The organism is Isoptericola sp. F-RaC21, from assembly GCF_038593535.1.
In the GTDB taxonomy this organism is placed as follows: domain Bacteria; phylum Actinomycetota; class Actinomycetes; order Actinomycetales; family Cellulomonadaceae; genus Isoptericola.
Map to the genome: position 1 here is coordinate 996,035 of NZ_JBCFYX010000001.1, position 21,600 is coordinate 1,017,634.

At 74.5% G+C, this 21,600-nt stretch carries 21 protein-coding genes; 6 read left to right on the forward strand and 15 right to left on the reverse strand.

Annotated features, from left to right (window positions below; all coding sequences use genetic code 11):
* Window positions 1–19 precede the first annotated feature (19 nt).
* From hisF to AAG589_RS04675, 10 genes are all read right to left on the reverse strand, one after another.
* Entirely contained in the window at window positions 20–793 is a 774-nt protein-coding gene (gene hisF, locus AAG589_RS04630) for an imidazole glycerol phosphate synthase subunit HisF (protein ID WP_430566050.1), read from the reverse strand.
* A 53-nt stretch (window positions 794–846) separates the two neighbouring features.
* On the reverse strand, window positions 847–1,842 hold the full coding sequence (locus tag AAG589_RS04635; protein ID WP_430566051.1) for an FKBP-type peptidyl-prolyl cis-trans isomerase: 996 nt from the start codon (window positions 1,840–1,842) through the stop codon (window positions 847–849).
* Between the two features lie 228 nt (window positions 1,843–2,070).
* A complete protein-coding gene (pafA, locus tag AAG589_RS04640; protein ID WP_430566052.1) occupies window positions 2,071–3,432 on the reverse strand; it encodes a Pup--protein ligase in 1,362 nt (453 codons plus the stop codon).
* 53 nt (window positions 3,433–3,485) lie between these two features.
* Entirely contained in the window at window positions 3,486–4,208 is a 723-nt protein-coding gene (gene prcA, locus AAG589_RS04645) for a proteasome subunit alpha (protein ID WP_430566053.1), read from the reverse strand.
* Window positions 4,205–5,098, reverse strand: coding sequence for a proteasome subunit beta (gene prcB, locus AAG589_RS04650; RefSeq protein ID WP_430566054.1), 894 nt, complete (start codon window positions 5,096–5,098; stop codon window positions 4,205–4,207). Before prcB ends, prcA begins: the two co-directional genes overlap by 4 nt.
* A gap of 6 nt (window positions 5,099–5,104) precedes the next feature.
* Window positions 5,105–5,302, reverse strand: coding sequence for a ubiquitin-like protein Pup (locus AAG589_RS04655; RefSeq protein WP_430558976.1), 198 nt, complete (start codon window positions 5,300–5,302; stop codon window positions 5,105–5,107).
* Between the two features lie 199 nt (window positions 5,303–5,501).
* A complete protein-coding gene (dop, locus tag AAG589_RS04660; protein ID WP_430566236.1) occupies window positions 5,502–7,247 on the reverse strand; it encodes a depupylase/deamidase Dop in 1,746 nt (581 codons plus the stop codon).
* A 122-nt stretch (window positions 7,248–7,369) separates the two neighbouring features.
* Window positions 7,370–9,037: a proteasome ATPase gene (arc, locus tag AAG589_RS04665; protein ID WP_430566055.1), complete on the reverse strand. Its 1,668-nt coding sequence runs from the start codon at window positions 9,035–9,037 to the stop codon at window positions 7,370–7,372.
* Between the two features lie 217 nt (window positions 9,038–9,254).
* Window positions 9,255–10,214, reverse strand: coding sequence for a tRNA (adenine-N1)-methyltransferase (locus AAG589_RS04670; RefSeq protein WP_430566237.1), 960 nt, complete (start codon window positions 10,212–10,214; stop codon window positions 9,255–9,257).
* A 145-nt stretch (window positions 10,215–10,359) separates the two neighbouring features.
* Window positions 10,360–11,481: a site-2 protease family protein gene (locus AAG589_RS04675; RefSeq protein ID WP_430566056.1), complete on the reverse strand. Its 1,122-nt coding sequence runs from the start codon at window positions 11,479–11,481 to the stop codon at window positions 10,360–10,362.
* A gap of 82 nt (window positions 11,482–11,563) precedes the next feature.
* Here AAG589_RS04675 and AAG589_RS04680 point away from each other — a divergent pair, with 82 nt between their 5' ends.
* Window positions 11,564–12,460 carry a RecB family exonuclease gene (locus tag AAG589_RS04680; RefSeq protein ID WP_430566057.1) on the forward strand — a complete coding sequence of 299 codons (897 nt, stop codon included), beginning with the start codon at window positions 11,564–11,566 and terminating at the stop codon, window positions 12,458–12,460.
* Here the strand turns inward: AAG589_RS04680 and AAG589_RS04685 are convergent.
* Complete coding sequence (locus tag AAG589_RS04685; RefSeq protein WP_430566058.1) at window positions 12,450–13,163, reverse strand: HAD family hydrolase; 714 nt, start codon at window positions 13,161–13,163, stop codon at window positions 12,450–12,452. The genes AAG589_RS04680 and AAG589_RS04685 overlap by 11 nt on opposite strands.
* 104 nt (window positions 13,164–13,267) lie before the next feature.
* On the opposite strand from AAG589_RS04685, the gene AAG589_RS04690 reads away from it, so the two are divergent.
* A complete protein-coding gene (locus AAG589_RS04690; RefSeq protein WP_430566059.1) occupies window positions 13,268–14,164 on the forward strand; it encodes a PAC2 family protein in 897 nt (298 codons plus the stop codon).
* Between the two features lie 76 nt (window positions 14,165–14,240).
* On the opposite strand, the gene mshC is transcribed toward AAG589_RS04690, so the two are convergent.
* Together mshC and AAG589_RS04700 are read right to left on the reverse strand one after the other, a co-directional pair.
* Window positions 14,241–15,524: a cysteine--1-D-myo-inosityl 2-amino-2-deoxy-alpha-D-glucopyranoside ligase gene (gene mshC, locus AAG589_RS04695; RefSeq protein WP_430566060.1), complete on the reverse strand. Its 1,284-nt coding sequence runs from the start codon at window positions 15,522–15,524 to the stop codon at window positions 14,241–14,243.
* A gap of 52 nt (window positions 15,525–15,576) precedes the next feature.
* On the reverse strand, window positions 15,577–16,449 hold the full coding sequence (locus AAG589_RS04700) for an undecaprenyl-diphosphate phosphatase (protein WP_430566061.1): 873 nt from the start codon (window positions 16,447–16,449) through the stop codon (window positions 15,577–15,579).
* 51 nt (window positions 16,450–16,500) lie between these two features.
* Here AAG589_RS04700 and AAG589_RS04705 point away from each other — a divergent pair, with 51 nt between their 5' ends.
* On the forward strand, window positions 16,501–17,466 hold the full coding sequence (locus AAG589_RS04705; protein ID WP_430566062.1) for an aldo/keto reductase: 966 nt from the start codon (window positions 16,501–16,503) through the stop codon (window positions 17,464–17,466).
* Here the strand turns inward: AAG589_RS04705 and AAG589_RS04710 are convergent.
* Window positions 17,448–17,810, reverse strand: coding sequence for a primosomal protein (locus tag AAG589_RS04710; protein WP_430566063.1), 363 nt, complete (start codon window positions 17,808–17,810; stop codon window positions 17,448–17,450). The genes AAG589_RS04705 and AAG589_RS04710 overlap by 19 nt on opposite strands.
* A gap of 74 nt (window positions 17,811–17,884) precedes the next feature.
* Here AAG589_RS04710 and AAG589_RS04715 point away from each other — a divergent pair, with 74 nt between their 5' ends.
* Together AAG589_RS04715 and AAG589_RS04720 are read left to right on the forward strand one after the other, a co-directional pair.
* Complete coding sequence (locus AAG589_RS04715) at window positions 17,885–18,136, forward strand: DUF5703 family protein (protein ID WP_430566064.1); 252 nt, start codon at window positions 17,885–17,887, stop codon at window positions 18,134–18,136.
* A gap of 73 nt (window positions 18,137–18,209) precedes the next feature.
* Complete coding sequence (locus tag AAG589_RS04720; protein ID WP_430566065.1) at window positions 18,210–18,995, forward strand: fructosamine kinase family protein; 786 nt, start codon at window positions 18,210–18,212, stop codon at window positions 18,993–18,995.
* Window positions 18,996–18,999: 4 nt separating this feature from the next.
* On the opposite strand, the gene AAG589_RS04725 is transcribed toward AAG589_RS04720, so the two are convergent.
* Window positions 19,000–20,367, reverse strand: a complete 1,368-nt coding sequence (locus tag AAG589_RS04725) for a M20/M25/M40 family metallo-hydrolase (RefSeq protein WP_430566066.1) — start codon at window positions 20,365–20,367, stop codon at window positions 19,000–19,002.
* 142 nt (window positions 20,368–20,509) lie between these two features.
* Here AAG589_RS04725 and AAG589_RS04730 point away from each other — a divergent pair, with 142 nt between their 5' ends.
* Window positions 20,510–21,598 (forward strand): lytic polysaccharide monooxygenase auxiliary activity family 9 protein, encoded by a 1,089-nt coding sequence (locus AAG589_RS04730; RefSeq protein ID WP_430566067.1) that lies wholly within the window; start codon window positions 20,510–20,512, stop codon window positions 21,596–21,598.
* Window positions 21,599–21,600: the final 2 nt, after the last annotated feature.

A 21,600-nucleotide genomic window follows, 5' to 3' on the forward strand; every position in this document is an offset into this window, starting at 1 on the left:
CGCCCGACCGGCCCCGCGCTCACCTCCGCACCTCGATGCCGGCCTCGGCGAGCGCCGCCTTGACCTGGCCGATCGACAGCGTGCCGAAGTGGAAGACGCTCGCGGCAAGGACGGCGTCGGCTCCCGCGCGCGCGGCGGCGACGAAGTGCTCCGGGACCCCGGCGCCGCCCGACGCCACGAGCGGCACGTCGACCCTCTCCCGCACGGCGGCGAGCATCTCGAGGTCGAAGCCCGACGTGGTGCCGTCGGCGTCCATCGAGTTGAGCAGGATCTCGCCCGCACCGAGGTGCGCGACGCGCGCGGCCCACTCGACGGCGTCGATCCCGGTGCCGCGGCGGCCGCCGTGCGTCGTGACCTCGTAGCCCGAGGACGTGACGGTCTCGCCGGAGACGCGGCGGGCGTCCACCGACAGCGTGAGCACCTGGCGACCGAACCGCGCCGCGATCTCCGCGACGAGCTCCGGCCGGGCGATGGCGGCGGTGTTGACGCCGACCTTGTCCGCGCCGGCCCGCAGCAGGCGGTCGACGTCGTCGGTCGAGCGGACCCCTCCGCCCACCGTGAGGGGGACGAAGACCTGGTCGGCGGTGCGGCGCACCACGTCGACCATCGTGGCGCGGTCGCCCGAGGAGGCCGACACGTCGAGGAACGTCACCTCGTCGGCGCCCTCGCGGTCGTAGCGGGAGGCGAGCTCCACGGGGTCGCCCGCGTCGCGCAGGTTCGTGAAGTTGACCCCCTTGACGACGCGGCCGTCGTCGACGTCGAGGCACGGGATGACGCGGACGGCCACGGACATGCGGGGCTCACCCTTCCTTCTGCTGTCGTCGCTGCTCTGGTCGTTGCGGGCGGCTAGTCGCCGGACGTCTTCTCGGGGGCGTCCTTCCCCGGGTCCTTCTCCGGGTCGCCTCCGTCGTCGCCCTTGCCCTGGCCGGTCGACTCGTCCTCGGTGACCTGGAAGTGCGCGTCCAGGATGTCCACGACGTAGACCAGGGTCTCGTCGGCGAGGTCGCTGCTGGTGCCACCGTAGCCGAGGCTCGGGGGGACCACGAGCAGCACCTGCGACCCGACGGTCTGCTCGATCAGCCCCTGGTCCAGGCCGTCGACCAGCTGGCCGATGCCGACGGTCGCGGACTGCGGTCGCGTGCCGTCGGACCACGTGGTGTCGAACTGCGTGCCGTCGCTCCACCGCACCGCCGTGAAGCGCATCGTGACCACCTGGCCCACCTGCACCTGCGGCCCCGTGCCGCGCACCAGCGGCTGCACCTGCAGGTCGGCGGGCGGGTCGGTCTTCGTCGGCACCGTCACGGTCGGCGCGCCGTCCGCGTCGCGCTCGACGGTGGGCGCCCCCTTCGCCGGGGGGACCTCCTCGCCCGACGCGTGGGTCGGCAGCACGTCGACGACGAGGAGCACGGGCACGTCGCCGTCCTGCTCGAGGAGCAGGGTGCGCGCGCCCACCTTCTGCCCGCGCAGCGTGTCGTAGAGATTGGACCCGAGCGACTCCGGCGACATCGTGTACCACGCCGGCGCGTCGATGTACGTGCTGGAGATGACCGTGCCGTCGCGGCCGTCCTCGGCGTACATGTTCAGCAGGACGGGCTCCCCGTCCACCACGGGGTCGCCGGTCCCGGGCCACACGGTCCGCGCGCCCGCCCGCACCACGTCGTAGGGCTGCTCGTACTCGAGCGACGGCGGCTCGCCCACCGCCCCCGACACCTGCACGGGCGCCGCCGACGGCGCCGAGGACGGGCCCTTGCCCAGGTCGGCCAGCAGCGACGACCCGCACCCGCCGAGCACGAGCGCGCCACCGAGCAGCAGCGAGATCAGGAGGGTCAGACGGCGGAGCACCGCGTCATCCTGCCACGCCCGCCAGACGACCGACGCACCCGTCCGCAGCCGAAGCACTTCCTCATCGAGACCTGCCGCCCGCCGCGAGCCGAGAACGCGCCGTACCCGGCTGATTCCTTCGCGCGGACGTATCTCTCCCGAAGTGGAGGGCGCCCTGGCGCCCGTGAACGCGTCCGCGCGAAGGAATCAGCCGGGTGCGGTGCCTCGACCGAGCGGCCGTCGGCGGAGCTACATGGACTCGATCAACCGATCGACGCGCTCGTCGACGCTCCGGAACGGGTCCTTGCACAGCACGGTGCGCTGCGCCTGGTCGTTGAGCTTCAGGTGCACCCAGTCCACGGTGTAGTCCCGCCGCGCCTCCTGGGCGGCGCGCACGAAGTCCCCGCGGAGCTTGGCACGGGTGGTGGGCGGCGGCACCGCCGTCGACTCGAAGACCTCCAGGTCGGTGACCACCCGCTCCACCATGCCGCGCGCGGCGAGCAGGTTGTAGAGCCCCTCGGTGCGGGAGATGTCGTGGTAGGCGAGGTCGAGGCGGGCGATGCGGGGGTCGTCGAGCGGCAGGTCGTGCTTGGCCTGGTAGCGCTCGATGAGCTTGAGCTTGATGACCCAGTCGAGCTCGCGGTCCACGAGGGTCAGGTCGCCGGACTCGAGGGCGCGCAGCCCGCGCTCCCACAGGTCGAGGACCTGCTTGACGACGGGCGTCGCGCCCGCGTGGGAGTCGACGTGCTCGCGCACGCGGTGAAAGTACTCCCACTGGATGTCGACGGCGGTGGCGGTGCGCCCGTTGGCGAGCTGCACGGGGTGCAGGCCCGTGCGGTCGTGGCTGATCTCGCGGATGGCGCGGATGGGGTTCTCGAGCGTGAGGTCCCGCATCGGCACCCCGGCCTCGACGAGGCGCAGCACGAGGTCGGTGGCGCCGACCTTGAGCATCGTCGTCGGCTCGGCCATCGAGGAGTCGCCGACGATGACGTGCAGCCGGCGGTAGCTCTCGGCGTCCGCGTGCGGCTCGTCGCGGGTGTTGATGATGGGCCGCGACCGCGTGGTGGCGCTGGAGACGGCCTCCCAGATGTGGTCGGCGCGCTGGGACAGGCAGTAGACGGCGCCGCGCGGGGTGGCCAGGACCTTGCCCGCCCCGGTGAGCACCTGGCGCGTGATGAGGAACGGCACCAGCACCTCGGACAGGCGGGAGAAGTCGCCCTGCCGCCGCACGAGGTAGTTCTCGTGGCAGCCGTAGGAGTTGCCCGCGGAGTCGGTGTTGTTCTTGAACAGGTGCACCTTGCCGGACAGGCCCTCGTGCTCCAGCCGCTGCTGGGCGTCGGCGACCAGTCCCTCGAGGATGCGCTCGCCGCCCCGGTCGTACGCCACGAGCTGGTGCACGTCGTCGCACTCCGCCGTCGCGTACTCGGGGTGCGACCCGACGTCGAGGTAGAGGCGCGATCCGTTGCGGAGGAAGACGTTCGAGGACCGCCCCCAGGCCACGACCTTGCGGAACAGGTAGCGCGCCACCTCGTCGGCGGACAGGCCGCGCCCGTCGTCCGCCGCGCACGTCACCCCGTACTCAGTCTCCAGACCGAAGATCCTGCGGTCCACGACGTCTCCCCTCGTTCGGCCCTGCTGTCGCCCTGCTGCCCGACCTGCTCGCGTCAGTCGCCGGTCTGCTCGAGCAGCCCGGCCAGCGTCGCGCCCTGCAGGCGGCGGAACGCCCGCCGCCGGCCCTCGCGCTCCAGCACCGCCACCTCGAGCCCGGTGGGCGCGATCTCGCGCTCCTGGCCCTCGGCGACGACCGACCCGTCCGACGCCACGGCCCCGAGGGTGCGCACCGCCAGCGCGAGCACCTCGGGCAGCGTCATCCCCTCGTGCCAGGCGTCGGCGACCCGCGCGCCCAGTTGCTCGGCCTGGCCGCCCATGACGACGTGCCCGTGCTCGTCCGCGACGGAGCCGTCGTAGGACAGCCGGTAGATCTGGTCGGCGGCCGGGGTGGACCCGACCTCCGCGACGACGAGCTCGACCTCGAGCGGCTTGGACTCGGTGGTGAACACCGTGCCGAGCGTCTGCGCGTAGGCGTTGGCGAGCCCGCGGGCGGTGACGTCGGTGCGGTCGTAGGAGTAGCCCCGCAGGTCGGCGTAGCGCACGCCGGCCACTCGCAGGTTCTCGAACTCGTTGTACTTGCCGACCGCGGCGAACGCGATGCGGTCGTAGATCTCCGAGATCTTGTGCAGCGCCCGCGAGGGGTTCTCCGTGGCGAACGCGATGCCGCCGGCATAGGCGAGCACGACGACGGACCGGCCGCGGGCGATGCCCTTGCGGGCGAAGTCCGCCCGGTCCTTCATCAGCTGCTCGGGCGAGACGTAGAACGGCATCGTCATGCGCGCGCACCCCCCTGCGTCCCGCCGGCGGGACGGTCCCCGTGGGCGGCCCGGTGGGCCGCTCCTCGCTCGGCGACGATCCGCTCGACCGTCGCCGCCAGCTCCTCGTCGGCCACCCGACGCACCCCGTCGGCGGTCACGACCGTCACGACGGGCCAGATCTGCCGCACGGTGTCCGGTCCCCCGGTCGCGCTGTCGTCGTCGGCCGCGTCGTAGAGCGCCTCGACCGCGACGCCGACCGCGGCGGCCGCGTCGAGCCCCGGGCGCCACAGCTTCTTCAACGCGCCGCGGGCGAACACGGAGCCCGACCCGACCGTGTGGTGGTCGTGCTCCTCGTACCGGCCGCCGGTGACGTCGTAGCTGAACAGCCGCCCGTACCCGCGGTCGAGGTCGTAGCCGGCGAACAGCGGCACCACGGCCAGGCCCTGCAGGGCGAGCGGCAGGTTGCCGCGGATCATCGTCGACAGGCGGTTCGCCTTGCCGTCGAGCGAGAGCAGGGAGCCCTCGATCTTCTCGTAGTGCTCCAGCTCCAGCTGGAAGAGCCGGACCATCTCGATCGCCACGCCGGCGGAGCCGGCGATGCCGACCACGGAGTAGGCGTCGGCCGCGAAGACCTTCTCCATCTCGCGGCTGGCGATGAGGTTGCCCGCGGTGGCCCGCCGGTCGCCGGCCATGATCACGCCGCGTCCGCCGTCGTCGGTGCCGAACGTCAGCGCGACGATGGTGGTCGCGTGCGGCGCGAGGCCGTCGGCGGGCGCGCCGGCGCCGCCGACGTCGCGACGCCCGGGCAGCAGGTCGGGCGCGTGCCCGGCGAGGAAGTCCACGAACGAGGACGAGCCGGGGCGCAGGAACGCGTCCGGCAGCCGTCCCGAGGTGTCAGCGTGGGTCATGGGCGCTCACTGACCGCCCTTCTGCACGAAGCCCCGGACGAACGACTCGGCGTTCGACTCGAGCACCTCGTCGATCTCCTCCAGCAGGGAGTCCACCTCGGCGTCCCGGTCCGTCGCCGCCGGGGCCACCGGGGCGGGGGCGTCCGCGTCGTCGTCGGGCGTGCGGTCCTCGTGCTGCGGGTTGATCCGTTCCTGACCGGCCATGGTCCGCCTCCTTCGCTGCTGCGGGCCCCCGAGAAGGAGCTCCGGGAGAGTCTCGCGACGCCAGCCTATGCGCTGCGGCCGACACCGCGCGGCGACGTCCACGCCGGTTGCGCCCAGGGCTGAACGACTCCACCCGCGCGCGGCCCCTCCGGCGCCCGGCCGGGACGTCGTCGCCGGTCAGCGCCGGGTCAGCGCGCGCTCAGCCCTCGCCGCGCAGGCCCTTGAGCAGCGCGGCCGCGTCCGGGCTGGCGTCCAGGAGGGCGCCGATGTGCGCGCGCGTGCCGCGCGACGGGTCGAGCATCGGCACCCGCTGCAGGGCGGCCGCCCCCGGGACGTCGAAGATCACCGAGTCCCAGCTCGCCGCGGACACCTGGTCGGCGTACCGCGCCATCACCTCGCCGCGGAACCACGCCCGCGTGTCCGCCGGCGCGTGGTGCACCGCGTCCGCCACGTGCTCCTCGTCCACCAGTCGCTCGACCGCGCCCGACGCGACGAGGCGGTGGTAGACGCCGCGCTCCGGCCGGACGTCCGTCCACTGCAGGTCCAGGGTGTGCAGCCGGGGGTGGTCCCAGGCGAGGCCGTCCCGCGACCGCATGCGCTCGAGCAGACGCCGCTTCGCCACCCACTCGACCTCGCGGGCGCACGTCGCCGGGTCCGTCGCCAGCCGGCCGAGCACCGACCGCCAGCGGTCCAGCACCTGCGCGGTCTCGTCGTCGCCCGACGCGCCGTCCGCACCGACTCCCCCACCGACATGGCCCGCACCGAGCGCCGCCACGGACCGGGCCGCGACGTCGGCGTACGCCTCCTGGATCTCCAGCGCCGTGAGGCGGCGGCCGTCGGCGAGCTCGAGGCGGGTGGTGAGGCTCAGGTCGCGCGACACCCGCTGCACGTCCGCGACGGGGTCCGCGAGACGCAGCGCGGCGAGCTCCGAGCGGGCGGGAACGCCGGCGTCGGCCAGCTCGTCGAGGTGCTCCAGCAGCCACAGCACCAGGGAGGTGGTGCCGAGCTTGAGGAAGGTCGCGACCTCGAACAGGTTGGCGTCGCCGATGATGAGGTGCAGCCGCCGCCAGCGGGTGCGGTCCGCGTGCGGCTCGTCGCGCGTGTTCACGATGGGGCGGCGCAGGGTGGTCTCGAGCCCCACCTCGGCCTCGATGTAGTCGGCGCGCTGGGAGAGCTGGAACCCGGCCTCCGCACCCGTCGGCCCGAGACCCACCCGGCCGGAACCGGCGAACACCTGCCGCGTGACGAGGAACGGCGTCAGCAGGTCGACGAGCGTGCCGAACGGCAGCGCGCGGTCGACGAGGTAGTTCTCGTGCGTGCCGTAGCTGGCGCCTTTGCCGTCGACGTTGTTCTTGTAGAGCACCACCTCGCCGCCCGGCACCTCGGCGAGCGCCCGGACGGACGCGAGCATGACCCGCTCGCCCGCGACGTCCCACAGGACGCCGTCGCGGGGCCCGGTGACCTCGGGCGACGAGTACTCGGGGTGCGCGTGGTCCACGTACAGCCGCGCGCCGTTGGTGAGGATGCAGTTCGCGGCGCTCGGGTCGTCGTAGTCCTCCACCGAGGGCCGCTCGACCTCCTCCGGCTCCTGCCGCGCCGCGCGCGCCCGCCCGCGCGCCGTCCCGCCCGGGGCGCCGGCCGCGGAGGCCACCTGGGCCGACGCCGGCGTGCTGCCGGCAGCCGGGCCGGGCGCCGTCGGCCCGGACGGCGCGGGGCGCGACGGGTCGTCGGTGAGCAGCGACGGGTGGGCCGATGCCCGCTGGAGGTGGAACCCGCGCGCGTCCTGCAGCGGGTCCTCGTCGTCGTAGTCCCAGCGGGCCGGCGGGCGCGCTCCCGCCTGCGCCACGAGGGCGCGGTACGTCATGACCACCTGCGAGCTCATGAGCATCGGGTTGGCCATCGGCCGCCCCGGTGCCAGCACGCCGTACTCGGTCTCGATCCCCATCACGCGACGAACGCTCACGCCACCACCCTAGGTGTCCCGGAACGAGAACGAGGCACCCGTCCCGAAGTCGGCCACGGCGGGTCGGCCCGGGGCGGGTGCCTCGTCCTGCGAGGGGCGTCCGCCTACAGGTACTGCCCCGTGCTGGTCACGGTGTCGATGGTGCGCGGCGCGCCGTCGCCGCCCTTCTTCTGGACGATCGTGCGGATGAAGACGATGCGCTCGCCCTTCTTGCCGCTGATGCGCGCCCAGTCGTCGGGGTTGGTGGTGTTGGGCAGGTCCTCGTTCTCCTTGAACTCGTCGACGCACGCGCTCAGGAGGTGCTCCACCCGGATGCCGCGCTGCCCGGTGGCGAGGAAGTCCTTGATCGCGGACTTCTTCGCGCGGTCCACGACGTTCTGGATCATCGCGCCGGAGTTGAAGTCCTTGAAGTACAGGGTCTCCTTGTCCCCGGACGCGTAGGTCACCTCGAGGAACTGGTTCTCCTCGTCCTCGGAGTACATCCGCTCGACGACGCTGCCGATCATCGCGCCGATCGCCTCGGTCTTGCTGCCGCCGTGCTCGGCGAGGTCGTCGGGGTGGATGGGCAGGGCCGGCGTGAGGTACTTGCCGAAGATCTCCGTGGCGCCCTCGGCGTCCGGGCGCTCGATCTTGATCTTCACGTCCAGCCGGCCGGGGCGCAGGATCGCCGGGTCGATCATGTCCTCGCGGTTCGAGGCGCCGATGACGATGACGTTGTCCAGCCGCTCGACGCCGTCGATCTCCGCGAGCAGCTGCGGCACGATCGTCGTCTCCACGTCGGAGGAGAGGCCGGTGCCGCGGGTGCGGAACAGCGACTCCATCTCGTCGAAGAACACGACGACGGGCGCACCCTGCGTCGCCTTCTCCCGCGCACGGGCGAAGATCAGCCGGATGTGCCGCTCCGTCTCGCCGACGTACTTGTTGAGCAGCTCCGGGCCCTTGACGTTGAGGAAGTAGCTCTTCGCCGTCGGGTCCCCGCCGCGCTTGGACGCGACCATCCCCGCGAGCGAGCTCGCCACGGCCTTGGCGATGAGCGTCTTGCCGCAGCCGGGAGGGCCGTACAGCAGCACGCCCTTGGGGGGCCGCAGCCCGTGCTCGCGGAACAGGTCCGGGTGCGAGAACGGCAGCTCGACGGCGTCGCGGATCTGCTCGATCTGCGGCCCCAGGCCGCCGATGTCCTCGTACGCGATGTCGGGGACCTCCTCGAGGACGAGCTCCTCGACCTCCGACTTCGGCACCACCTCGTAGACGAACCCGCTGCGCACGTCGACCGTGAGCGCGTCCCCGACCCGCAGGACGGCGTCCGCGACCGACCCCGCGAGCCGCACGACGCGCTCCTCGTCGGCGCGCCCGACGACGAGCACGCGCTCCGCGTCGAGCACCTCCTTGACGGTCACCAGCTCGCCGGTGCGCTCGTAGCCACCGACCTCGACCACCGTCATGGCCTCGTTGAGCTTGACCTCCTGGCCGGGGCGCAGCTCGCCGACGTCCAGGCCGGGGCTCGCCTGCACGTGCATCTTGCGGCCCGCCGACGAGATGTCGACGGAGCCGTCGTCGTGCGCGGCGAGGAACGTCGCGTACGTCCCCGGCGGCTTGGCGAGCTCGTCGATCTGGCCCTTGAGCTCGACGATCTGGTCGCGGGCGGCGCGGAGCGCCTCGGCGAGCCGCTCGTTCTTGGCGGCGAGGAGGGCGAGCTGTGCGTCGTGGCTCGGTCCGGTGGGCAGCGCCGGCTGCTCCGGTCGAGGCTCCGGGCGGACAGGGTTGTCGGACATCGCATCCCCTCTCGTGCGGCCCGGGTGACCACCTCCCCGGACGGGAAGACGTCCCCGGAGTACAGCACCCTAGACATCAACACGGGCGTGCGGGGGTTCATTTCACGGAGCGGTCGCGAGGTTCACACGACCGAGACCTCACGGTGACCTGCCGTGCACCCCCGCGAGCACCCCGCGGGTATCGGCGGGCGCGGGCGACACCCGGCGCGGGCGCGTCTCAGCCCTGCGTCTCCTCCGGCGCGACGCCGAGGTCGCGGCGCACGCGGCGGATCTTCTTGTCCGACACCGCGCGCTCCCCGAGCTCCTCCTCCGACCAGTCGGCGTCGGGCGCCGGGTACGAGCCCTTGGCGGGCCGGCGGGTGCGCTCGGGCGGCGTGACGCCGTCCGCGAGCCGCCGCGCGGTGATCAGGAAACCGGTGTGCCCGATCATGCGGTGCTGCGGGCGCACCGCGAGCCCCTCGAGGTGCCAGCCGCGCACCATCGACTCCCACGCCTGCGGCTCCGCGAAGCGGCCGTCGGCGCGCAGGTCCTCGGCCGTCCGCGACAGCTGCGTGGCGGTCGCGACGTAGCAGATCAGCACGCCGCCGGGCACGAGCGCGCGGGCCACGGGGTCGACGTTCTCCCAGGGCGCCAGCATGTCGAGCACGACGCGGTCCACGCTGCCGGGCTCCGCGACGGTGGGCAGCACGTCAGCGAGGTCGCCGACGGACAGCCGCCACGCCGGGTGCTCGCCGCCGAAGAACGACTCGACGTTGCCCCGGGCGATCGCGGCGAAGTCCTCGCGCCGCTCGATCGAGTGCAGCTCGCCCGCGTCCCCGACGGCGCGCAGCAGCGACATGGTCAGGGCGCCGGAGCCGACGCCGGCCTCGACGACGCGCGCGCCCGGGAAGATGTCGGCCATCTGCACGATCTGGCCGGCGTCCTTGGGGTAGACGACGGCGGCGCCGCGCGGCATGGACAGCACGTAGTCGCTCAGCAGCGGCCGCAGGGCCAGGTACTCGATGCCCGCCGTGTTGGTCACGACCCATCCCTCGGGGCGCCCGATGAGGTCCTCGTGGCGGAAGTAGCCCTTGTGCGTGTGGAAGGTGCCGCCGGGCTTGAGCGTGATGGTGTGCAGGCGCCCCTTGGGGTCCGTCAGCTGCACCCGGTCGCCCTCGCGCAGCGGGCCGCGGCGCAGGTCGGCGCCGGTGGCGCCGCCGGTCGGCCCCTGGTCCGGCCCCTGGTCCGGCGTGGGGTCCGGCTCTGTGGTCGGGCGGTTCTCGGGCGCGGTGGCGTCGGCGGAGGTCACGACGGGCGAGTCTACCGGCCAGCCTCCCGGCCCCTCAGCGGCGCAGGGCGGCCGCGACCCGCGCGACGTCGAGGACCGCGACCAGGCGGGCGCCGTCGACGACCGGCACCACGCGCGCCCCGGAGGAGCCGCGGGCCAGGCGGTCGAGCAGCTCGTCCCCCTCGAGGTCCGGGCTCACGGCCGAGCCGGGCGGGAACGGGACGACGACGGCCTCCACCGGCGTCGCCGGCGCCTGGTCGGCCGGCACGCTCGCGACCGCCGCGGGGTCCACCCAGCCCACGGGCTCGCCGGCGGGCCCGACCACCGCCACGACCGCGCCCGGGTGGCGCGTCGCCGCGTCGGAGACGCCCGCGACCGTGGTGGCGACCGGGATCACGACCGCCGGCACGGCCAGGCTCCGCGCGGACAGCCCCGCGACCCGCTCCCGGGCCTGCGCGTTCTTGATGGCCTCGCCCGCGCCGGACCAGAGGAACGCGCCGATGATCGCCGCCCAGGCCACGGTGACCCACGACGGCGTCCGCCCCTCGAGCAGGGGCCACAGCAGGGCCACGACCAGCACGCCGACGGCCACCACGCGGCCGACCCTGCCCGCGGCGAGCGTGCCCCGCGAGCGCGAGCCGGTCACCCCCCAGACGACGGACTCGAGGATCTGCCCCCCGTCCAGCGGCAGCCCGGGGACCAGGTTGAAGAACCCGACGAAGGCGTTCGAGAAGGCCCCGGCGAGGAGCAGCGCCGTCGCGACGGACGACACCGGCTGCAGCTGGTACACGACCCAGAACGCGGCCGCGAGCGCGAGGTTGGTCAGCGGGCCGACCACCGCGACGAGGGCGCCGTCGAGCGGGCGCCCGCCCGACCCCGTGTAGGCGGTGTGCCCGCCCCAGAGGGTCAGGGCCAGCTCGGTGACCCGGTGGCCGCGGGAGCGCGCGACGAGGGCGTGGGCCACCTCGTGCAGGAAGACCGACGCGAACAGCAGCAGCACGAACGCGGCCGCGACGACGAGCACCGCCGTCGTCCCCAGCTGCGGCGCGAACCACGTCCGGACCGTCGGCGCGAACACGAGGGTGAGCACGACGGCCCCGAGGAACCAGGACGGGGTGACGAGGACGGGCGCGCCCGCGATGCGGCCGACCACCCATCCCCGGGAGCGAGAGGTCACCCGGTCAGGCTATCCGGCCTGGCAGCGCGGCCGGTCCGCCCGCCCCGCCGGCCTGTCCCCGCCCGCCCGTAGGGTGGCGCGCATGACGACGACCGCCGCGCCCGACCTGCCCCCGGCGTCCGCCGTCCGGCCCCCGGCCCTCTCGCCGTCGCGCGCGAGCGACTTCATGCGCTGCCCGCTGCTGTTCCGCTTCCGCGTGGTCGACCGCCTGCCGGAACCGCCGGCGTCGGCGGCCGCGCGCGGCACCCTGGTGCACGCGGTGCTCGAGCGTCTCTACGACGCCCCGCGCGGCGAGCGCACGCCGGAGGCGGCGGCCGCCCTGCTGCCGGTCGAGTGGGAGCGGCTCGTCGAGGCGGAGCCGCGGTACGCCACGCTGTTCGAGGCGGGCGGCGACGCCGCGGGCACCACGCCCGCCCAGTGGCTCGGCCGTGCGCGCCGGCTCGTGGGCACGTACTTCACGCTGGAGGACCCGAACCGCCTCGAGCCGGAGTCGCGCGAGCTGCGCGTCGAGACGTCGCTCGACGACGGGCCGGTGCTGCGCGGGATCGTGGACCGGCTCGACGTCGCGCCCGACGGCGCGCTGCGGGTGGTCGACTACAAGACGGGCCGCGCGCCCGGGCCGGGCTTCGAGGGCTCCGCCCTGTTCCAGATGCGGTTCTACGGCCTGGTCCTGTGGCGGCAGCGGGGCGAGCTACCGCGCATGCTGCAGCTGCTGTACCTCGGCGACGGCCAGGTGCTGCGCGCCGAGCCGGGCGAGCGGGAGCTCGAGGCCACGGAGACCAAGGTGCGGGCGCTGTGGTCGGCGATCCAGGACGCCGCCCGGTCGGGCGACTGGCGCCCTCGCCGCAGCCGGCTGTGCGGGTGGTGCGCCCACCAGGCGCTGTGCCCCGAGTTCGGCGGCACGCCGCCCGCGATCCCGCCCGGCGCGCTGCGCCAGCGGCTGGGGGTGGACCTCGAGGAGCAGCCGGTCAGAGCGTGAGGTCCACGACCTCGCCGGCGCCGATTCGCGCGAGCGTCGCGACGTCGACCTTCTCCAGCGACCCGGCGCGGCTGAGCCCGTCGAGGTGCGGCACGGGCACGACCGCCTCGACACCGAGGGTCGCGATCCCGGCGGCGCGGGCCGACGCGATGCCCGTGGGCGAGTCCTCGATCGCCACGCAGGTCGCGACGTCGACGCCGAGCCGCTCCGCGGCGGTCAGGTAGGGCTCGGGGTCGGGCTTGCCGCGCGACACCTGGTCCCCCGTGACGACGGTCGCGAACGCCCCCGCGGGTGCCCGCGACACGACCTCCTGGGCCAGCGCCGTGTAGCTCATCGTGACGAGCGCGCACGGCACGCCGGCCTCCGCCAGACCGCTCAGGAGCTCGAGCGCCCCCGGCTGCCACGGCACCTGCCGCCGCACCTGCTCGACGACCCGCCCGAGCAGGCGCTCGACGATCGCGTCGAGCGGCAGGTCCACGCCGCCCTGGTCGCGCAGGATCGCGGCGGAGACGGTCAGGGCGTTGCCGACCATCTGCATGGCCTGCTCGTGCGTCCACGTGCCCCCGTGCTCCGCGACGAGCTCCTGTTCGGCACGGATCCAGTACGGCTCGGTGTCCACGAGGGTGCCGTCCATGTCCCACAGGACGGCGGCGGGCAGCGTCGGCGTGGGGGTCTGCGGGGCGGGGGCGAGAGTCTCGGGCACCCGTCCATCGTACGGACCGGCCCGGTGCGGCCGGCGCGCGGGACCCCGTGAGATGGGGCACGGCGCCTCCCGACGCACGGGCCCACGCTGTATACGCTGGACGAATGACGACCGAGCCGGAGACCACCGGGCGCCACGCCGCACGGCAGACCGTGATGATCGCCGCGTTCGAGGGGTGGAACGACGCCGGCAGCGCCGCCACCGCCGCGCTCACCCATCTCGCCCACGTCTGGGACGCCCGCCAGGTACGCGAGCTCGACCCCGAGGACTACCACGACTTCCAGGTGAACCGGCCCGTGATGGAGACCTCCCCGGAGGGGGAGCGCACGATCACCTGGCCCACGACCACGGTGTCGGTCGCCGAGCTGCCCGACCGCACGGTGGTGCTGGTGCACGGCATCGAGCCGTCGTTCCGCTGGCGCTCCTACTGCGCCGAGCTGCTGGACCTCGCCGCCGAGCTCGGCGTCCGCACGGTCGTGACCCTTGGCGCCCTGCTGGCCGACGTGCCGCACACCCGCCCCATCCCCATGACGGCCACGACCGAGAGCTCGGGCCTGCAGGCGGTGCTCGACGTCGAGCCCAGCACGTACGAGGGACCCACCGGCATCGTCGGCGTGCTGCAGCACGAGGCCGACCGGCGCGGGTTCCAGTCCGTGTCCCTGTGGGCGGCCGTGCCGCACTACGTGGCCAACCCGCCGTCGCCGAAGGCCACGCTCGCGATCCTCACCCGCGTCGAGGAGCTCATCGCGGCGCCGGTCCCCCTCGGCGACCTGCCGGAGGACGCCGAGGCGTGGCAGCACGGCGTCGACGAGCTCGCGTCGGACGACGCCGAGATCGCCGAGTACGTGCAGCAGCTCGAGGAGGCGAAGGACACCGCCGACCTGCCGGAGGCGACCGGCGAGGCCATCGCGCGGGAGTTCGAGCGCTACCTGCGCCGCCGCGACGTCGGCGGCGACAAGGGCACGGACAAGGGCGGGGAGAAGGGGCCCGACAAGGGCTGAGCGCCCTCAGAGCGGGAGGCCCGCGCGGCGAGGGCGGCCGTCGGCGCGTGCAGCACCTCGGCGCGACGAGGGTGGACTAGAGCCGGACGCCCAGCAGCGCGTTGACGGCGCGGGCCAGGACGCCGGGCGCGCCCTCGTGGTCGTCGGCCGTGTCGCGGCCGGGCTCCAGCGCGACGTCGGCCCACGCGTCCACGGCCGCGAGCGCGGCGGGTCCGTCGAGGTCGTCCGCGAGCGCGGCGCGCAGGGCCGCCAGGGTCGCGGTCGCGTCCGGGCCCCCGTTGCCGGAGACGGCGGCACGCCAGCGCTCCAGACGCGCGGCCCCGGCCTCGAGGTCGGCGTCGGTCCACTCCCACTCGGTGCGGTAGTGGTGGGCCAGCAGCGCCAGGCGGATCGCCATCGGGTCGACGCCCGCGTGGCGCAGCGCCGAGACGAACACGAGGTTGCCGCGCGACTTGCTCATCTTCTCGCCCTGGTAGGCGACCAGCCCGGCGTGCACGTGCACGCCCGCCCCGCCGCCGCCCAGCAGGCGGTCGTGCGAGGTCGACATCTCGTGGTGCGGGAAGAGCAGGTCCGCTCCCCCGCCCTGCAGGTCGAAGGGCAGGCCGAGCCCGTCGCGGGCGATGACCGCACACTCGATGTGCCAGCCCGGACGGCCGGTGCCGAGGGTCGCGCCGTCCCAGGCGGGCTCGCCCGGGCGCTCGCGGCGCCACAGCAGCGGGTCGAGCGGGTTCTTCTTGCCCTCGCGCTGTGGGTCCCCGCCGCGCTCGGCGAAGAGCTCGGCCATCGCCTGCGGGTCGAGGCGCGCCACCTGGCCGAAGTCGGGGTCCGCCGTGAGGTCGGCGTACACGTCGCCGAGGCCCGCGTCGTCCCCGCCGGCACCCGGCTCGATCGGCACGCGGTAGGCCGCCCCCTCGTCCAGCAGCCGCTCGACGGCGGCGACGACCGCAGGCACCGACTCGACGGCCCCGGTCCACGTGGCGGGCGGCACCATGCCGAGCGCGGTCATGTCCTCGCGGAAGAGCGCGACCTGCTCGGCGGCCAGCTCGCGCCAGTCGACGCCGGTCGCCGTGGCCCGCTCGAGCAGCGGGTCGTCCACGTCGGTGACGTTCGAGACGAACGTCACGTCCTTGCCGGCGTCGAGCCACGCCCGGTGCAGCAGGTCGAACGCCAGGTACGTGCTGGCGTGCCCGAGGTGGGTCGCGTCGTAGGGGGTGATCCCGCAGACGTAGTAGCGGGCGGTGCCCCCCGGGGCCGGGTCCACGAGCCGTCCGGTGGTGCTGTCGTGCACCCGGACGGGGGTGCGGCGGCCGTCGGCCGGTTCGGGGAGCTCGGGGATCTGCGGGGCGGGCCAGGAACGCACGCGCCCAGGCTACCGGCCCTCCCGCCCGGTCAGTTCCGCGACCGGGTCCTGGTCAGACGACGATGCCGCCGTTCGCCGTGAGCACGCCGGTCAGCAGCAGCACGACGACCACGGCGGCCAGGCCGAGGCGGTACCAGACGAACGGCATGAACGAGTGCGAGGTGATGAGCTTGAGGAAGCCGATGATGACGACGTAGCCGACGACGAACGCCACGAGCGTGGCGATGAGGGTCGCGCCCGCGCCCGGCGACCCGGGGGCGGGGTCGTCCCCGACCGACTTGGCGAGCTGGTAGAAGCCCGACAGCAGCACGGCGGGCACGGCCAGCAGGAACGAGTAGTCGGCGGCGGCCTTGCGGGTGAAGCCCATGAACAGCCCCGCGGTGATCGTGCCGCCGGAGCGCGACACGCCCGGGATGAGGGCGAGCGCCTGCGCGAACCCGAACCCGATCGCCCGCTTCGGGGTGAGCTCGTCGAGCTTGCGCTGGCGGCGGCCGACCCTGTCCGCCCACCCCAGCAGGAGTCCGAAGACGACGAGCGTCGTCACCGTGATCCAGAGGTTGCGCAGGTACGTCTCGATCTGGTCCTGGAACAGCAGGCCGAGGACGCCGATCGGGATCGAGCCGAGCGCGATGTACCAGGCCATGCGCGCCTGCTCGTCGTGGGCGCCCATGCGGGAGCGCCAGTCACGACCGTGCCTGCCGACGAGCGACGTCCACCACCCGACGCAGACGTCCCGGATCGTGCGGCGGTAGTAGAGCAGCACTGCCGCCTCGGTGCCGATCTGGGTGATCGCGGTGAACGCGGCCCCGGGATCGGTCCCGCCGAGCAGCTCGCCCACGATGCGCAGGTGCGCGCTCGAGGAGATCGGCAGGAACTCGGTCAGGCCCTGGACCAGGCCGAGCAGGATCGCTTCCCAGGCATTCACGGGCGGTCACACTACCCGGACCGGCGACCTTTCCCGGTAGCCTGGCCCGCCATGGAGCGTCGTCAGATGGGCCGTACCGGCCTGCGCGTGTCCGAGCTCGGCCTGGGGACCATGACCTGGGGGCGGGACACCGACGACCTGGACGCCGCGGAGCAGCTGCGCGACTTCGTCGACGCCGGTGGCACCCTCGTCGACACGGCCGCGACGTACGGCGACGGCGACGCGGAGCGCGTCATCGGCTCCCTCCTGCAGGGCAAGGTCTCGCGCGACGACGTGGTGCTGTGCACCAAGGGCGGCGTGCGCGCCGGGCGGTCCGGGGCTCGCGTGGACGCCTCGCGGGCGGGCCTGCTCGCCGACCTCGACGCGTCCCTGGCCCGCCTCGGCACCGACCACGTGGACCTCTTCCTCGTCGCCTGCCCCGACCCGGCGACGCCGCTCGCCGAGACGGTGTCGGCGCTGCGCCACGCGGTGACCTCCGGCCGGGCACGCTACGTCGGCCTCTCCAACCATCCCGGCTGGGCGTCCGCCCGGGCGGCGACGCTCCTCGAGGCCGACGGGACGGGGCTCAGCGCCCTCGAGCTGGAGTACTCGCTGCTGCAGCGCGGTGTCGAGCGCGACGTCGCCCCCGCCGCGGACGCCCTCGGGCTCGGCCTGCTGGCCTGGTCGCCGCTGGGCCGCGGGGTGCTCACGGGCAAGTACCGGCGCGCCATCCCGGCGGACTCCCGCGCGGCGTCGGCGCACCTCGCGGCGTTCGTCGACCCGTACCTGGACGCCGCCGCGTCGTCCGTCGTGGAGGCCGTGGCCACCGCGGCCGACGGGCTCGGCCGCGCCCCGCTCGAGGTGGCGCTGTCCTGGTTGCTGGCCCGCGACGGGGTCGCGAGCGCGATCGTCGGGGCACGGACGCCGGCCCAGCTCCGCGCGTCGCTCGCGGCGGTCGACCTCGAGCTCCCGGGCGAGGTGCACGCCGCGCTCGACGACGTCTCCGCCCCGGAGATCGGCTACCCCGAGCGCTGGTAGGCCTGCCCCGGGGGTTCGGCGTCGGCCGAACGCTCGGCCGACACGTCGGCCAGGTCGGGGGCCTCGAGATCGGTGTCGAGCTCGGCGTCGAGGTCGTCCTCGTCGTCACCGTCCTCGTCGCCGTCCTCGTCGTCCTCGTCGTCGCCCTCGTCGAGGAAGAACGGCGTCACCTCGGAGTACACCTGGGCGAGGGCGTCCTCGTAGACCTCGAACGCGTCGGCCAGGACCTCGTAGGCGTCGTCGACCGCGGGGTCGTCGTCCCCCCGGCGGGTCGACACCGCGTGGTAGTGCGCCTCGAGCGCGGCGACGAAGCGATCCAGCGCGGCACGCGGGTCTGCGGTCATGCTCTGACCGTAGCGCCCCACGGGGCACAATGGGCAGACGAAAACCGCCCGCCAGCACTTCGGGAGGACAGCGGATGGCTTCGATCCCGTCGACGACCCAGGCAGGAGCGCGCTCCGGCGCACCGTCGGCCTGGCGCAAGCACGGACAGTACGAGTACCGCGTGGTGACGATCGACCGGGGCACCAGCGTCCCGGACGCACGCAAGATGCTCACCGACGAGGCCGAGTACGGCCGGTGGGAGCTGGCGCGCACGCGCCTCTACCTGGGCGGCGAACGCCGGGTGTGGCTGCGGCGCAAGATCATCAAGGTCAGCGCCACCTTCTGACCCGTGCGGCACGGCCGCAGGCACCACCGCCGAGCAGACCCGCGAGACAGACCGCAGACAGACCGCAGAAGACATGGTCGACACCTTCCGCAAGTCCCGGCCGGACGCGCCGCTCGGGTTCTTCACCACCGAGGCCGCCGGGCTGCGCTGGCTCGCCGTGCCGGGCGGCCCGCGCGTCGCCCGGGTGCTCGACGTCGGCCCGGACCACCTCGACCTGGGGCGCGTCGCCGCGGCGCGCCCCACGGCCGACGCCGCGCGCGACCTCGGCCGCCGGCTGGCCGTGCTGCACGGCGCCGGGGCGGACGGGTTCGGCGTGCTGCCGCCCGGGGCCGCGAGCGGGTGGTTCGGCCCGCTCGACGACCCCCTGCCGCTGGTCGCGGGGACGTGGGGCGACTGGCCGGCGTTCTACGCCCACGCCCGCCTGCGGCCCGTCGCCGCGCAGGGACGCGAGCGGGGCGTGCTGACCGGGCAGGACGCGGCCGCCGTCGAGCGCGTCTGCGGCCGCCTGGGCGCCCTCGCGGGCCCCGCGGCCCGCGAGGCACCCGCCCGGGTGCACGGCGACCTCTGGTCGGGGAACGTGCTGTGGTCGCCGGGCCCGGCCGGGTCCGCCGAGGCGGTGCTGATCGACCCCGCGGCCCACGGCGGGCACCGCGAGGCGGACCTCGCCATGCTGGCGCTGTTCGGCGCACCGCACCTGGAGGAGATCGTCGCGGGCTACGAGGCCGAGCGGCCCCTCGCCCCGGGCTGGCGCGACCGGCTCGCGCTGCACCAGCTCTACCCGCTCGCCGTGCACGCGGTGCTGTTCGGCGGCGGGTACGTCGAGCAGACGCGCGGGCTGCTCGCCCGGCTGGGCGGCTGACCCGTCAGCAGTCGCGCAGCAGGCGGTCCAGCACGCGCGTGCCGAAGCGCAGCGACTCGACCGGCACCCGCTCGTCCACCCCGTGGAACATGCCCGAGAAGTCGAGGTCGGCGGGCAGGCGCAGCGGCGCGAACCCGTACCCGGTGATCCCGAGCCGCGATAGCGACTTGTTGTCGGTGCCGCCCGACAGCGTGTACGGCAGCACCGCGGCCCCCGGGTCCTCCGCCAGGAGGGACGCGACCATGGAGTCCACGAGGTCGCCGGAGAACGGCACCTCGAGCGCGGTGTCCTGGTGGATCGGCTCGACGCGCACGGCGGGGCCGGCCAGCTCGCGCAGCGTCGCCATCCCCTCCTCCTCGTGGCCGGGCAGGAGGCGCACGTCCACGGTCGCCTCGGCGCGCCCCGGGATGACGTTCGCCTTGTAGCCCGCGTCGAGCTGGGTCGGGTTGGACGTGTGCCGCACCGTGGCGCCCACGAACTTCGCCGCCGGCCCCAGCGCGGCGACGAGCGCGTCCACCGCCGCGGGGTCCTCGCCCTCGAACGGCAGGCCCGTGAGGTCGGACACCCCGCGCAGCAGCTTCTCCACGGTCGGGGTCAGGGTGTATGGCCACGGGTGCTGCCCGATCCGGGCGACGGCCGCCGCCAGCTCGGTCACCGCGTTCTCGGTGTTGACCTGGGAGCCGTGGCCGGCGCGCCCGTCGGCCACGAGCCGCAGCCACGCGAGGCCCTTCTCCGCCGTCTGCAGCAGGTACGCCCGCCGCCCGCCGACCTCCACCGAGAAGCCGCCCACCTCGCTGATCGCCTCGGTGGCGCCCTCGAAGAGCTCCGGGCGGTGCCGCACCGCCCACTGGGCCCCCAGCGGGCCGCCGGCCTCCTCGTCCGCGAAGAACGCCACGACGACGTCGCGCGCCGGGCGTCGCCCCTCGCGGGCCATCTGCCGCACGACGGACAGGATCATCGCGTCCATGTCCTTCATGTCGACGGCGCCGCGGCCCCAGAGCATCCCGTCGATCTCCTCGCCCGCGAACGGGTCCACGGACCAGTCGTCCGCCGCGGCGGGCACCACGTCCGTGTGCCCGTGCAGCACGAGCGCGGGCCGCGTGGGGTCGGCGCCCTCGAGCCGCGTCACGACCGACGCGCGCCCGGGCGCCGACTCGAAGAGCTCCACCTCCAGGCCGACGTCGGTGAGCAGGCCCGCGACGAGCTCCGCCGCCCGCCGCTCCCCCGGGCCCTCGCCGTTGCCGTAGTTGGACGTGTCGATCCGCAGCAGGTCGCGGCAGATGTCCACGACCTCCTGCTCGGCCGTCGTCTGGTCGGCCGTCGTCGGAACGGCGGGGGTGCTCGGGCGCGGGGCGAGGGGCTGTGACGTCACCCGGCCACCGTACCGGCGCGTGTGCGCGAAACGTTTAGCGGGGATGACGGCGTCCACCACGTGGACCACCGTCGTGCGGACGGCCCTCAGCCACGAACCCGAGCACGAACCCCGAGCACGAACCTCGACGAGGAGGACCATCATGCGAAGACTCGCCGCATCCCTGGCCACCGCGGTGCTGGCCGCCGTCGGCGCCGTCGCCGTCGTCGGCCAGCCCGCCGCCGCCCACGGCGCCGAGGTGTTCCCCGGCTCCCGGCAGTACCTGTGCTGGGAGGACGCCCAGACCGCGACCGGGCAGCTCGACCCCGCCAACCCGGCGTGCGCCGACGCGCTCGCCGAGAGCGGCCCGAACGCCTACTACAACTGGTTCGGCAACCTGGACTCGAACGGGGCCGGCCGCACCGAGGGGTACATCCCGGACGGGACCATCTGCTCCGGCGGCGACCGCGGCCCGTACGACTTCTCCGCGTTCAACGCGCCGCGCACCGACTGGCCCACGACCCACCTCACCGCGGGCGCGACCTACGAGTTCCAGCACAACAACTGGGCCGAGCACCCCGGCCGCTTCGACGTCTACGTGACGAAGGAGGGCTTCGACCCGACCGAGCCGCTCGGCTGGGCCGACCTCGAGCTGGTCGGCTCCGTGACCGACCCGCCGGACACCGGCGGCCCGGGCGGCGACAACTACTACTACTGGGACGTCACGCTGCCCGCCGACCGCACCGGGCGCCACGTCGTCTTCACGCACTGGGTGCGCTCGGACAGCACCGAGAACTTCTACAGCTGCTCCGACGTGGTGTTCGACGGCGGCGACGGTGAGGTCACCGGGATCGGCGACGACGCCGGGACCGCCGAGCCGCCGGCCGCGTGCCCGGACGAGGCCCCGGGCGCGCCCGGAGACGTGACGGCGCACGACGTGCGGGCCACGCAGGCGCACGTCATGTGGGGCGTGTCGCAGTCCGGCTGCGTGACGGGCTACGACGTGCTCGACGCCGCCACGGGCGACGTCCTCGCGGCGACGGACGGCTCGCCCATGGTCGACCTCACCGGGCTCGACCCCGGGTCCACCTACGAGGTGACGGTCCGGTCCCGCAACGACCACACCGGCGCGGTCTCCGACCCCACCGCTCCGGCCTCGTTCACCACGACGACCACCACGACGACCGCCGACAACGCAGCGGCCGCCGGGGCGTGCACCGCGACGCGCACCGGCGCGTCGGCGTGCTCCTGACG

Excerpts from the sequence above, each read along its gene's own strand:
- AAG589_RS04690 (WP_430566059.1), top strand. The coding sequence starts at position 13,268 with ATGACGACCGAGCCGGAGACCACCGGGCGCCACGCCGCACGGCAGACC.
- hisF (WP_430566050.1), bottom strand. The coding sequence starts at position 793 with ATGTCCGTGGCCGTCCGCGTCATCCCGTGCCTCGACGTCGACGACGGC.
- AAG589_RS04705 (WP_430566062.1), top strand. The coding sequence starts at position 16,501 with ATGGAGCGTCGTCAGATGGGCCGTACCGGCCTGCGCGTGTCCGAGCTC.
- prcB (WP_430566054.1), bottom strand. The coding sequence starts at position 5,098 with ATGACCCACGCTGACACCTCGGGACGGCTGCCGGACGCGTTCCTGCGC.
- AAG589_RS04730 (WP_430566067.1), top strand. The coding sequence starts at position 20,510 with ATGCGAAGACTCGCCGCATCCCTGGCCACCGCGGTGCTGGCCGCCGTC.
- AAG589_RS04715 (WP_430566064.1), top strand. The coding sequence starts at position 17,885 with ATGGCTTCGATCCCGTCGACGACCCAGGCAGGAGCGCGCTCCGGCGCA.
- prcA (WP_430566053.1), bottom strand. The coding sequence starts at position 4,208 with ATGACGATGCCGTTCTACGTCTCGCCCGAGCAGCTGATGAAGGACCGG.
- AAG589_RS04720 (WP_430566065.1), top strand. The coding sequence starts at position 18,210 with ATGGTCGACACCTTCCGCAAGTCCCGGCCGGACGCGCCGCTCGGGTTC.
- AAG589_RS04680 (WP_430566057.1), top strand. The coding sequence starts at position 11,564 with ATGACGACGACCGCCGCGCCCGACCTGCCCCCGGCGTCCGCCGTCCGG.
- AAG589_RS04655 (WP_430558976.1), bottom strand. The coding sequence starts at position 5,302 with ATGGCCGGTCAGGAACGGATCAACCCGCAGCACGAGGACCGCACGCCC.
- AAG589_RS04710 (WP_430566063.1), bottom strand. The coding sequence starts at position 17,810 with ATGACCGCAGACCCGCGTGCCGCGCTGGATCGCTTCGTCGCCGCGCTC.
- arc (WP_430566055.1), bottom strand. The coding sequence starts at position 9,037 with ATGTCCGACAACCCTGTCCGCCCGGAGCCTCGACCGGAGCAGCCGGCG.
- dop (WP_430566236.1), bottom strand. The coding sequence starts at position 7,247 with ATGGGGATCGAGACCGAGTACGGCGTGCTGGCACCGGGGCGGCCGATG.